Below are 12,255 nucleotides of genomic sequence, written 5' to 3' on the forward strand. Positions count from 1 at the left end.
TGTGAGTATGGATGTGATACGGACGGGCTCCTTCGCGGAGCCCGTCTTCGTTCCGGGGCGCGGATCGGATAAGATCGTGCAGTTCGCGCGCGCATCGTGCGCAATTCGCCCGCCGCTTGCGAAGCTCGTTGTGCGCGCTACCGTTTTATCCCGCAATCAACCGTATAGCGCGGCCTGCAAGCTCAGCCGCCCCTGAACCATGCATACCCAGACCCATCCGCTGATTTCCCCGTCGCTTGGTACCGCCCGCACTATTACGAGCTTCCACTACGGCCCCGGCGGCGGACAGAAAGTGTATATCCAGTCGTCGCTGCACGCGGACGAACTGCCCGGCATGCTCGTTTCGTGGGCATTGCGCCGCAAGCTCGAAACACTCGAAGCCGCCGGCAAGCTGCGCGGCGAAATCGTCGTGGTGCCGGTTGCGAATCCGATCGGACTGAACCAGCAGATGCTCGGGCTGCTGGCCGGGCGCTTCGAGATGAACACGGCGCAGAACTTCAACCGCAATTTCTATAATCTCGCCGCGCTCGTCGAGCCGGTTATCGAAGGGCGGCTCACCGGCGATATCGAACGCAACCGCGCCGCGATTCGTAGCGCGCTGCGCGAAGCGCTCAATGCGCAGAAGCCGCGCACCGAACTCGAATCGCACCGCCTCGCGCTGCAACTGATGTCGTTTGACGCCGACATCGTGCTCGATCTGCATTGCGACTGGGAAGCCGCGCTGCATCTGTACACAAACCCGGACCTGTGGCCGGACGTCGAGCCGCTGTCGCGCTATCTGGACGCGAAGGCGTCGCTGCTCGCGCTCGATTCGGTCGGCAACCCGTTCGACGAGATTCACAGCTTCTGCTGGTCCGATCTGCGCACGCGCTTCGGCGACCGCTATCCGATTCCGAACGGCTCGATCTCGGTGACCGTCGAGTTGCGCAGCCAGCGCGACGTGTCGTACGAACTCGCGGAAAAAGACGCGCAAGGCATCATCGAATATCTGACACATCGTGGCGTGATCGCGGGCACGCCCGCGCCGATGCCCGCGCTCGAATTCGCGGCGACGCCGCTGGCCGGCACCGAGCCGATCGTGGCGCCGATCAGCGGCGTCCTCGTGTTCCGCGCGGAAGTCGGAACATGGGTCGACGCCGGCAAGGAAATCGCCGACGTCGTCGATCCGCTCACCGATCGCGTCGTGACGTTGACCTGCTCGGTTGCGGGTGTGCTTTACGCGCGCCATGTCACGCGTTTTGCGACCGCCGGCATGGAAGTGGCGCGCGTCGCCGGCTCGAAAGCGTTCCGCACGGGGTCGCTGCTGTCCGCCTGAACCTTTGTGGCGGCCGCTGCAAGTAGTCGGCTGCATCGGCGCCGCATGGTTTTCCGCCGGTCAGGTCAGGCGACGCTTCGCGCCGCCCGAAATACCGATCGCCCGCTTCACCAAGCGGGCGATTTCAACCCGTTCAATTGCTCAACAAAAGTTGAAAATAAATTTCATATTTCTTTCATATATAAGAAATATGAATGCATAACTATAAAAAAGGGGCAAAAATTCCCGCGTTTTAGCCTTACGAATGTAGTTTTTGCACTACATATCCCTTCGAAATTTGCAATTGTCATATTCAGTCTCATGCAATCCCGCTAAATTTGCGGTCGACGAAAGACCTGCCAAAGAGCACGGCAACTGTCGCTCGCATCTTTTCTAAAAACGGAGAATGCATTGAACAAGAAAGTCCTGACCACGGCGCTCCTCGCAACTGTCGCCGGCACCGCCCACGCACAAAGCAGCGTCACGCTCTACGGCCTGATCGACGCTGGTATCAGCTACGCGAACCACAGCGGCAGCAACTCGCAGAAGCTCTTCAAGTACGACGACAGCGTCTCGCAATCGAGCCGCTTCGGCCTGCGTGGCACTGAAGACCTCGGCGACGGCCTGAAGGCGATCTTCACCCTCGAAAACGGCTTTAGCAGCGCGAACGGCACCGCCAGCCAGAACGGCGCACTGTTCGGCCGTCAAGCATGGGTCGGCCTCTCGAAGGACGGCGCCGGTGCGCTGACGTTCGGCCGCCAATATGCACTGACGGTTGACGACCTGGGTGGCCTGTTCTCGAACGGCGGCAACATGGTCGCGGGCAACTACGCGTACCACATCAACGACCTCGACCAGTTGACGTCGAGCCGGATCAACAACTCGGTGAAGTTCAGCAGCGCGAACTTCTACGGCTTGACGTTCGGCGCGTTGTACGGCTTCTCGAACCAGGCTGGCGCATTCGCTGGCGCACCGACGGTTGGCGCGACCACGGGTTCGTCGCGCACGTACAGCTTCGGCGCAGCCTACGCGAACGGCCCGCTCGGCCTCGGCGCAGCGTACACGGACATCCGCTTCCCGGCGCTCTCCACGCCGGCATTCCCGATTACGGCCGCAAACTTCTCCGCCGCTCCCGGCACGGGAAATACGGTCCGCGATCTGCGTACGTTCGGTGTCGGCGCCCGTTACACGATCGGCGCAGCTACGCTGTGGGGCTTGTACACCAATACGAACCTCGAGCCGCTCACGGGCAGCTCGACGCGCTTCACCGCCTATGACGCGGGTGCCAAGTACGCGATTACGCAAGCGCTGTCGGCTCAGCTCGGCTACTCGTACATGCACCTGTCGGGCGGCGGCAACGGCCACTGGAACCAGATCAACGCAGCGGTCGACTACAACCTCAGCAAGCGTACCGACGTCTACTTCCTGACGATCTATCAGGACGCGAGCGGCAAGGTCGGCGCTGCAAACCTGCAAGCGCAGATCGGCGATACGACTTCGTTCTTCGGCAGCTCGGGCACGAACTCGCAGAACCAGCTGGCGTTCCGCGTCGGCCTGCGTCACAAGTTCTAAGCTGACTTGCGGATTGGCCTTGCGCTGCAATGCGTAGGGCCAGCCGGTCGCGAAAGCACGTAAAGACGCCCCGCGGGGCGTCTTTTTTATTTGTCGCGACCGTTCTCACCGACGGACGAACGCGGACCGGCGGCAAGCGGCACGCTGCCGCAAAGCCACCTCTGCGCCGCCGCTTGCCTTGTCAGGCGGCGAGCTTCATGCTGACGAGCCGGTTCAGGCTGACGCCCTGCTCGGCCGCCAGCATCGCGAGTGCGCGATGCTGTTCAGGCGGGATGCGTACCCGGAACTCGCCGCTATAACGCTTTTCCGCAAACGGCTCGGGAACGGATTCACCATTTTTTTTCATATCTGCGATGGTGTCGGCGACCATCGCACGGATCCCCTTCAAGGCTGCATCGGGCGAGCGTGCGAGCCAGGACAGCGACGGGAATTCCGCGCAGAGGCCAACGTGTTCGCCATCTTCCGGCGACCATGTGACGCGGTACGTATAGTGATCAGCGGGCATTTTCACACTCCTTCAGCCTTTCTATGGCCTGCAATACCTGCCTAACCTGGTATGCCTTGGCCTTTCCTTTGTCATTCTGAATATTCACGCGCGGATCGCCGGGCCATGGAGTCTTGAACACCGCGTGGCTGGTGCCGGACTGCCGCGGCTTGCCGAAGATCGCTTCACACACCCTGAATAGCGCCGCATACCTGACATTCGCAGTTCATCGCGCCTTTGTTCAAGGGTCTTCTCGTTCATTCGAGAATGGTACCACTATTGGTACCATCGCTCAAACACCTGGCGAGTGGAGTGCTGCGTCATTTGCCCCCTTTCAGCCCGCCCGCCGTATCTGCTACCCTGCGCGCTTCGCCTCTCCTTTCGCTTCCATTTCGAGCCGATGATGGACATCCCCTTCAATGAACGCGGCGTCTCGGTCACGCGCAATGCTTTGTCTGCCGCTGGCCAGGTCTTTTCGCTTCGGGAAATCGGCAGCGTGCGCGTCGTTACCGTGCCGAAGAACAAGTGGTTGCCGGTCTCCATTTCGGTGATCGGCGTGGCAGGCGCGATTGTCGGCGCAGTGTTCCGGTCGCCGGCCGGCATCGTGTGCGGCGTCATGCTGGCGGTCGTCGGCTGGCTGACGTGGATCAGCCAGGACGTCACGCACCGCCTGATCGTCGAATCCGGCGGCAAGGAGCGCGAGGCGTTGTCGAGCGTCGATCTCGAGTTCGTCGAGCGGGTCGCGCAAACCGTGCGCGACGCGCTGACGGCCGCGCCGGCAAGCTGAGTGCGCAGGCGGCGTGCAACGCATGCCGGCATGCGTCGGCGCCGTTCCGCGTAAAAGTCGTTAACAAAAAATTAACCCGCCGCGGGCGCGCTTTTGCACTCGTTTAAGACCTGCGCGGCTAAAGTGGTCAGGTCTCAACAGCCGTGCCGTCCCCGCTCGCGTCGGCACTTCAATGATGCACGAACCTGTCGCCACACTCGAACGTCCTGTCCCGCGCACGTTTTGCCCGCCGGCCAGGGCGCCTCAGTCGTCCACTTCGTTTGTCACCATCGATATCACGGTATCCGGCACCTCGTCGTCCGCCGGCCGGCGCGCGCTGCACACCGCGCTCGGCGCCAACCTTCGCCTCTATGTGATGACCATCGACAAGCGCCACGAGCGCATCACGTTTCGCGTCGAAGTCATGTCGCGCACCGTCGAGCAGGTGATCGCCGCGCTCACCGGTGCGCTGGACCGGGCGACGATCGGCCGGGTCAGAACGACGGCGATCACCCGCCTGCAGGACGCCTAGCCTTCACAGATTTTTGCAGACGTACCGTGACACACCCGTAGAGTTTGCGGTTTTGTCATCGCGTGTTTCCCTCGCGCGGACCGTGCTGCCGCAACGGGCGCCCGTCGTTGGGACACGCATAACCGCATGGTGTGTCTCATGAACAGGTACTCTTCGCCGCTGCGCGCGGCGGCGCGCGCGAGCGCTGCGCTTGCCGCCGCGTTGTTCGCGCTGGCGTTCTCCGGCTGCGGCACGTCGATCGTCACGCCGACGCCGCCCGCTTCCACCGCCGGCCTCATCAACAACGGCCGCGACGGCCTGCTGGTTCCGCTCCATGTCGAACGCAGCGACCTCGGCCATGCGCGACTCGGACTGCCGGCGCAAGTCGACGGTAAAGCGGTCTATCTGATGTTCGATACCGGCACGCGCGGCGTGCGCGTGCTGTCGTCGGTGCTGCCGCGCACCGGCTATCCGGCCGCCGGCGCTCGCACGTCGCTGATATTTCCGACCGGCGCGCAAGCATCGGGGCCGGTCGTCACCGTGCCGTTCAGCGTGGCCGGCACGAAGCCCGTCGAGGTCGCCGCGCAATCGGTCGACGATGTGCACTGCCTGCCGGGCTGGAAACGTTGCGTCGCGATGGACGGTTATACCGGCGAATTCGGCTGGGCGTTTTCCGGCATTCTCGGCGCGGCCGCGGACGCGCCGGACGATACGTGCTGCACGCCCGCCTTGCGCGCACTGCCCGCGCGGATCGGCGAGCGATATCTCGTGCATCCGGATCTGGCGCGGCCGTATCTGGTGCTGAGTCCGTCGGACGCGGTCGCGACCGGCTTCACGATGATGCCGCTGACGGTTGCGACGGACGGCGCGCTGCAATGGCCAACCGGCTGCGTGCAGGTGGCCGACAAGATGCGCTTTTGCGCGCCCGTTGTGTTCGCAACGGGCGGCGCCGGGATGATTCGCATCGAAACCGACAAGGCGCCTGGCTGGCTGCCCGACGACGACGACAACAAGGTGCTCGGACAAGGAAACTACGCTGTCGCGCTCGGTGTCGGCGGGTGGGTGCACCGGTTCGACGGCGCGCAGGTGACCATTGCAAAGACGCGCGCCGGCGCGAACCGCATCGTCGTCGGCCTGATGGCGCTGCAGAACATCGACTTGCTGCTCGACTTCACGAATCGGCGGCTCGGCGTGCGCGCCGCGCGGGATGTCGAGACGATCGATGGTTAAGCACGGCCGGCAGCGCTAGCAGCGCGCGCGCACGAGACAGGCGCGCCTCGCGTACCACGCGGGAAAGCCGTCGTACGCGAGGCGCAGCGGCGCAGGCCGTCTGACAGACCGCGCCGCCTTCGCGTCACGCCAGATTCAGCGACTTCACCTGCCAGATATCCCGCGCGTACTCGGCAATCGTGCGATCGGAAGAAAACTGCCCCATGCCGGCGACGTTTTCAATCGCGCTCGCCGCCCAGCCGCGCGCATCGACAAAGCGCCGGTCGACTTCATCCTGCGCCTTCGCAAACGCGGCAAAATCGGCGAGCACCATATAGTGATCGCCCCAATCGACGAGCGTGTGAAAGATGTCCGAGAAGCGCAGCGGATCGTCGGGCGAGAAAAAGCCGGTACGGATCTGGTCGAGCGCCATGCGCAGTTCGGGATCTTCCTCGTACACCTGGCGCGGCCGGTAACCCGTCGCGCGCAGGTTGTCCACTTCATCGGCGGTGTGCCCGAAGATAAAGATATTCTCGCGGCCCACCGCATCGCAGATCTCGATGTTCGCGCCGTCGAGCGTACCGATCGTCAGCGCGCCGTTCAACGCAAGCTTCATATTGCCGGTGCCCGACGCCTCGGTGCCGGCCATCGAAATCTGCTCGGACAGATCCGCGGCCGGAATGATCAGTTCTGCGACACTCACACCGTAGTTCGGCACGAACACCACCTTCAGCCGATCGCCGATCACCGGGTCGTGATTGACCTTCTCGCCGACGTCGCCGATCAATTTGATGATCGTCTTCGCCATCCGGTAAGCGGACGCGGACTTGCCGGCAAACATCACGACGCGCGGCACCCAATCGCGTTGCGGTTCCGCGAGAATGCGGTTGTAGCGCACGATCACATGCAGCACGTTCAGCAACTGGCGCTTGTATTCGTGAATGCGCTTGACCTGCAGATCGAACAGCGCATCCGGGTGAACCGGTATCTTCGTATGGTGCGCGAGGCGTTGCACGAGGCGCAGTTTGTTTTGCCGCTTCGCTTCGCGAAACGCATCGACGAACGCGGTATCGTGCTTCAGGTCGCGCAGCTTCGCGAGTTCGAACAGATCGCGGCGCCAGTCCGTCCCGATCCGGTTATCGATCAGCGACGACATCGACGGGCTCGACTGTGCGAGCCAGCGCCGCGGCGTGACGCCGTTCGTCACATTGGTGAAGCGCTCGGGGAACATGCGCGCGAAGTCCGCGAAGATATCGCGCGTCATCAACTGCGAATGCAGCTTCGACACGCCGTTCACCTTCTGGCTCGCGACAATCGCCAGGTGCGCCATCCGTACGCGGCGCTGCCCATATTCATCGACCAGCGAGATGCGGCGGATCATATCGACGTCATGGCCCGAATGATCGCTCACGCGCTTCAGGAAGTCCGCATTGATCTCGAAGATGATCTCGAGATGGCGCGGCAACAGACGCGCGAGCGTCTCGACATCCCATGTTTCAAGCGCTTCGGGCATCAGCGTGTGATTCGTGTACGAGAACACCTGCTGCACGTCTTTCCACGCCTTGTCCCACGGCACGCGATGCACGTCGACGAGCAGGCGCATCAGTTCGGGAATCGCGAGCACGGGGTGCGTGTCGTTCAGATGCACGGCCACTTTTTCCGTGAAGCGACCGAACGTGCTGTGCGTGCGCAGGTAGCGGCGAATCAGATCCTGCATCGTCGCTGATACGAAAAAATACTCCTGACGCAGCCGCAATTCGCGCCCGGCCGATGTCGAATCGTCCGGGTACAGCAGGCGCGATACGTTCTCCGACATGTTCTTCGCATCCACCGCGCGACGATAATCGCCCTGGTTGAACGCGGACAGATCGAGTTCTTCGGTTGCGCGCGCAGACCACAAACGCAGCGTGTTGGTCGCGCTCGTCGCGTAGCCCGGAATCACCGTGTCGTACGCCATCGCATTCACGTGCTGCGTTTCGATCCATTCGATATGGTCGTTGCGCTGCACGGTGCGGCCGCCGAAATGCACGATGTACTGCACCTCGGGGCGCGGAAACTCCCACGGGTTGCCCGCGCGCAGCCAGTAGTCCGGCGTTTCGACCTGCTCGCCATCGACGATCTGCTGGCGGAACATCCCGTACTCGTAGCGAATACCGTAGCCGAAGCCGGGAATGCCGAGCGTGGCCATCGAATCGAGAAAACACGCGGCGAGCCGGCCAAGACCGCCGTTACCGAGCGCCGCATCGGGCTCGAGATCGGTCAGCGCCTCCATATCGACGCCGAGACCCGCGAGCGCTTCCTTCATCGGTTCGTAAATGCCGAGCGCGAGCAGCGCGTTGGTGAAGGTCCGGCCGATCAGAAATTCCATCGACAGGTAATACACGCGCTTCACATCCTGCTCGTATTGCTGGCGCGTGGTTTTCATCCAGCGCGTCACGAGCCGGTCACGCACGGCCAGCGCCGCGGCATGCAACCAGTCCTGAGGGCGCGCGGTGACGGCATCCTTGCCGACGCCGTACATCATGCGGTTCGAAATCGAGCGCCGCAGCGCGTCGACGGTGCTGTTGAGCTGGTCGAATTCCAGATCCACCGCTGTCATCGAAGCCTCCGGTAAAGCGACGCGGCGCACGCCTTGAACGCGAGCGGTAAGGCGCAGGCGGCGCGAGCCGGTCAGGTGGATAAATAAGCAGATTAGGACATTTTGCCGTGTGCCGTCACCCGCGAAGGCAAGATCACGCAATGAACATGCCGCAGCCGACGTGCCCCGCGCACCGGCCCGCCCTCGATCGCGGCCGGCCGGCTGCGCACGCTCGCGGTGCGACCTGCAACCGGCTTGCACTAGTATGAAATTGAAAGAAGACATATCGGCGACAGCCGCGATGGAGGTCGACATGAACACGCAAGCGCTGCTCGGCGTCATCCATGCACAGGAACTGCTGATCGTGTCGTTGATTCGCACGATGCCGCCCGACGAGCGGCGCAAGATCGCCGATGAATTCCAGCAGCAGGTCGAGCTGGCCGACGCCCCGCATCTGAGTTCCGGGCACGACCGGGAAATTACCGACGCGTTCAAGGCTCATATTCGCAAGCTGTCTATCCTGCTGGCCTCCCTCAGCTAGAGACAGGCGTGCCGCGTAGCGCAGGCGCGCGCGTGGCAGGGTTGACCGTTAGTTGCGTTTGGTTAGCAAACATCGCGCCGTTTGCAACACACTCCGTGCGCGTTGTGACGCAATGTGACCCGCATCCGACGCGATCCATCTTTCGCGCCATCGCTTCGCTTGCATAAGCCTTTCATCGCATCGCGCCGCTGACTTCGCGATGTACGTAATCCAGCAGGATTTTTCTGCGTCTGCAACAATTACGAAAGTTCGCGGCGCTCCGGCATTCCGCGCGCCGCACCTCCTCTTTTCAGGCAGAACCCCGGTTTGTCAGAACGCCAACCCGCCCCCGAACCCGCACGCGTCGACGATGGACCGATGTCCACCGGCCACCGCTTCGCGTTCGTGGCGATCATGCTGTCCGTCGCGCTCGCGTCGATCGACACCGCGATCGCGAACACCGCCCTCCCCGCCATCGGCGCCGATCTGCACGCCAAACCTGCCGCCTCGGTATGGATCATCAACGCGTATCAGCTCGCGATGATCTCGACCCTGCTGCCGCTCGCGGCGCTCGGCGACATCATTGGCCACCGGCGCGTCTACATCAGCGGCATCGTGCTGTTTACCGCGGCATCGCTCGGCTGCGCGCTGTCGCCGAGCCTCGCGCTGCTCGCCGCCGCGCGTGTCGCGCAGGGCGTCGGCGGCGCGGCCATCATGGGCGTCAATTCGGCGATCATCCAGAGCCTCTATCCGCCGCACCGGCTCGGGCGCGGCCTGGGCCTGAACGCGCTCGTCGTCGGCGTCGCGTTCGCGGCCGGCCCGACGGTCGCTTCGCTGATCCTCTCCGTCGCAAACTGGCCTTGGCTGTTTGCGGTCAATGTGCCGCTCGGCTTGCTCGCCATTTCGTTTGCACTGCCGGGCCTGCCGGACACGCCGCGCGGCAAGCATCATTTCGACCGCGTCGCGGCCATCCTCAACGTGATCCTGTTCGCCACGCTGATCTTCGCGCTCGCGGAAGCCGCGCAGCGCGCGCCCGCGCATATCGTGCTGGTCGCGGCGGCCATCGCGCTGGTGTTCGGCGTGCTGATGGTGAAACGCGAAGCGGGGCATCCGGCGCCGATGCTGCCCGTCGATCTGTTCAAGCTGCCGGTGTTCGCGCTGTCGGCGTTGACCGCCGTCTGTTCGTTCGCGGCGCAAGGGCTCGCGTTCGTGTCGCTGCCGTTTTACTTCGAAACCATCTTGCAGCGCAGCCAGGTCGAGACGGGCTTCCTGATGACGCCGTGGTCGGTCGTGGTCGCGTTTGCTGCGCCGTTCGCCGGCCGGCTGTCCGATCGCTATCCGCCGGGGCTGCTCGGCGCGATCGGCCTTGCGGTGCTGTGCGCGGGCATGGTGTCGCTCGCGCTGCTGCCGCCGCATCCGTCGGTACTCGATATCACGCTGCGCATGTCGTTATGCGGCGCGGGCTTCGGTTTCTTCCAGTCGCCGAATCTGAAGGCGATCATGGCGAGCGCGCCGCGTGAACGCAGCGGCGGCGCAAGCGGCATCATCGCAACCGCACGCCTGCTCGGGCAAACCACCGGCGCCGCGCTCGTCGCACTGAGCTTCGGCATTGCCGGCCGACACGGGCCGACGCTCGCGCTGGCAACCGGCGCCGTATTTGCGGGCGCCGCCAGCATCGCGAGCGGCCTGCGCCTCTTTGCGCCGTCGCATCGCACGCGGCGTCGCGAAGGCGGCGGCGACGCGCAAACGCCGTCCGCCACGGTGAAACCGCTCGGTCAGCGCGCGAAGTAGCCCTTCACGGCAGCGATGAACGTGTCGATGTCGGCACGCGACACGTCCATATGCGTGACGAAGCGCGACGCGTACAGCATCTGCGTGAGGATGCCGCGCTCCTTCAGGTACGCTTCGAGCGGCGCGCAGTGTTTTTGCGGCGTTTGCACAAACACCATGTTGGTCGCCTGCGATTGCACCTTCAGCGCGTCGATTTGCGCGAGGCCGGCCGCCAGATGCGCGGCATTGTCGTGATCTTGCGCGAGACGCTCGACGTTGTGCTCGAGCGCATACAAACACGCCGCGGCCAGCACGCCTGCCTGCCGCATGCCGCCGCCCAGCACCTTGCGCCAGCGATGCGCGCTTTCGAGCAACGCCTTGCTGCCGACCAGCACCGAGCCCACCGGCGCGCCGAGCCCCTTCGAAAAGCAGATCGATACCGAATCGAACGGCGCGCACAGCGTCGCGAGCGGCTGACGCGACGCGACCGCTGCATTGAAGACGCGCGCGCCGTCCAGATGCGTCGCGAGGCCGCGCTCGCGTGCGAGCTGCGTCGCTTCCGCGACGTAACCCGCGAGCAGCACCTTGCCGCCGATCGTGTTTTCCAGCGCCAGCAGGCGCGTGCGCGCGAAGTGATCGTCGATCGGCTTGATTGCGGCGGCAATCTTGTCGAGCGGCAGCGAGCCGTCGAGCGCGTTTTCGATCGGCTGCGGCTGGATGCTGCCGAGCACCGCCGCGCCGCCGCCTTCGTACTTGTACGTGTGAGCGGCCTGGCCGACGATGTATTCGTCGCCGCGCGCACAATGCGCCATCAGTGCGGCGAGGTTGCTTTGCGTGCCGCTCGGAAAGAACAGCCCCGCCTCCTTGCCGGCCTGTTCGGCGAGCGTCGCCTGCAGACGCAGAACGGTCGGGTCGTCGCCCCAGACGTCGTCGCCGACCTCGGCGGACGCCATCGCGGCGAGCATGGCCTTGCCCGGCCGGGTAACGGTATCGCTGCGCAAATCGATCATGGACTTTTCCTGTAAGGATCGCGGAGAAACGCGTCGCGCACCGCGCGCCGCGCACATGACTGAATTCGCGAGTGTATCAACTCTGGACGATGCAAAGCGCACGCGGGCGCCGCATCAGAAAACGCGATGAGCGCCGCCTAGCGCGGCAGCCAGGCGAGCGGATCGGCCGGGCGGCCGTCCTGACGCACCTCGAACTGGATCGAAGCGATACCGTTGCTGTCCTGGCCGACCTCGCCGACCGGCTGCCCCTGCGTCACGGCTTCGCCTTCCTGCACGAGCAGCTTGCCGTTCTGGCCATACGCGGTGATCAGCGAATCGTTGTGCTTGATGATGACGAGCGGTCCATAGGCCGGAATACCGGTGCCTGCATAGACGACGCGCCCCGCTGCCGCGGCCCGCACGGGTTCGCCGGCTTGCCCGCCGATCACGATGCCGTTCGTCTTGCCCGGCACGAAGCGCTTCAGGACCGGCCCGCGCAACGGCCACGCGAGCACGCCGGGCTGCGGCGCGGCCGACGACGGCGGCTGCGGGGCGCCGGGCG

At 64.2% G+C, this 12,255-nt stretch carries 12 protein-coding genes; 7 read left to right on the plus strand and 5 right to left on the minus strand.

Annotated features, from left to right (window positions below; all coding sequences use genetic code 11):
• Positions 1-199 precede the first annotated feature (199 nt).
• Positions 200-1,315, plus strand: a complete 1,116-nt coding sequence (locus tag HV675_RS27135) for a succinylglutamate desuccinylase/aspartoacylase family protein (RefSeq protein ID WP_175114545.1) — start codon at positions 200-202, stop codon at positions 1,313-1,315.
• Between the two features lie 390 nt (positions 1,316-1,705).
• On the plus strand, positions 1,706-2,866 hold the full coding sequence (locus tag HV675_RS27140; protein ID WP_175114546.1) for a porin: 1,161 nt from the start codon (positions 1,706-1,708) through the stop codon (positions 2,864-2,866).
• A gap of 181 nt (positions 2,867-3,047) precedes the next feature.
• Here HV675_RS27140 and HV675_RS27145 read toward each other — a convergent pair whose 3' ends face one another.
• Positions 3,048-3,371 carry a type II toxin-antitoxin system HicB family antitoxin gene (locus HV675_RS27145; RefSeq protein WP_175114547.1) on the minus strand — a complete coding sequence of 108 codons (324 nt, stop codon included), beginning with the start codon at positions 3,369-3,371 and terminating at the stop codon, positions 3,048-3,050.
• Positions 3,361-3,543 (minus strand): toxin HicA, encoded by a 183-nt coding sequence (locus tag HV675_RS27150; protein WP_175114548.1) that lies wholly within the window; start codon positions 3,541-3,543, stop codon positions 3,361-3,363. The genes HV675_RS27145 and HV675_RS27150 overlap by 11 nt, the downstream gene beginning before the upstream one ends.
• 210 nt (positions 3,544-3,753) lie before the next feature.
• Between HV675_RS27150 and HV675_RS27155 the strand changes: the two genes are divergently transcribed.
• From HV675_RS27155 to HV675_RS27165, 3 genes are all read left to right on the plus strand, one after another.
• Complete coding sequence (locus tag HV675_RS27155; protein ID WP_175114549.1) at positions 3,754-4,137, plus strand: DUF6232 family protein; 384 nt, start codon at positions 3,754-3,756, stop codon at positions 4,135-4,137.
• A 172-nt stretch (positions 4,138-4,309) separates the two neighbouring features.
• Complete coding sequence (locus tag HV675_RS27160) at positions 4,310-4,648, plus strand: hypothetical protein (protein WP_246270569.1); 339 nt, start codon at positions 4,310-4,312, stop codon at positions 4,646-4,648.
• A gap of 138 nt (positions 4,649-4,786) precedes the next feature.
• Positions 4,787-5,857 (plus strand): hypothetical protein, encoded by a 1,071-nt coding sequence (locus HV675_RS27165; RefSeq protein ID WP_175114550.1) that lies wholly within the window; start codon positions 4,787-4,789, stop codon positions 5,855-5,857.
• 124 nt (positions 5,858-5,981) lie between these two features.
• Here the strand turns inward: HV675_RS27165 and HV675_RS27170 are convergent, their stop codons facing one another.
• A complete protein-coding gene (locus tag HV675_RS27170) occupies positions 5,982-8,435 on the minus strand; it encodes a glycogen/starch/alpha-glucan phosphorylase (RefSeq protein ID WP_175114551.1) in 2,454 nt (817 codons plus the stop codon).
• A gap of 292 nt (positions 8,436-8,727) precedes the next feature.
• On the opposite strand from HV675_RS27170, the gene HV675_RS27175 reads away from it, so the two are divergent.
• Complete coding sequence (locus HV675_RS27175) at positions 8,728-8,955, plus strand: hypothetical protein (protein WP_175114552.1); 228 nt, start codon at positions 8,728-8,730, stop codon at positions 8,953-8,955.
• Positions 8,956-9,312: 357 nt separating this feature from the next.
• Positions 9,313-10,725: an MFS transporter gene (locus tag HV675_RS27180; protein ID WP_175114553.1), complete on the plus strand. Its 1,413-nt coding sequence runs from the start codon at positions 9,313-9,315 to the stop codon at positions 10,723-10,725.
• Here the strand turns inward: HV675_RS27180 and ltaE are convergent.
• Together ltaE and HV675_RS27190 are read right to left on the minus strand one after the other, a co-directional pair.
• On the minus strand, positions 10,710-11,714 hold the full coding sequence (gene ltaE, locus HV675_RS27185) for a low-specificity L-threonine aldolase (RefSeq protein WP_175114554.1): 1,005 nt from the start codon (positions 11,712-11,714) through the stop codon (positions 10,710-10,712). The two genes, HV675_RS27180 and ltaE, sit on opposite strands and share 16 nt — an antisense overlap.
• 137 nt (positions 11,715-11,851) lie before the next feature.
• The coding region (locus HV675_RS27190) for a murein hydrolase activator EnvC family protein (protein WP_175114555.1) at positions 11,852-12,255 on the minus strand (404 nt) is incomplete at its 5' end.

Source organism: Paraburkholderia solisilvae (genome assembly GCF_902859875.1).
Classification (GTDB): domain Bacteria; phylum Pseudomonadota; class Gammaproteobacteria; order Burkholderiales; family Burkholderiaceae; genus Paraburkholderia; species Paraburkholderia solisilvae.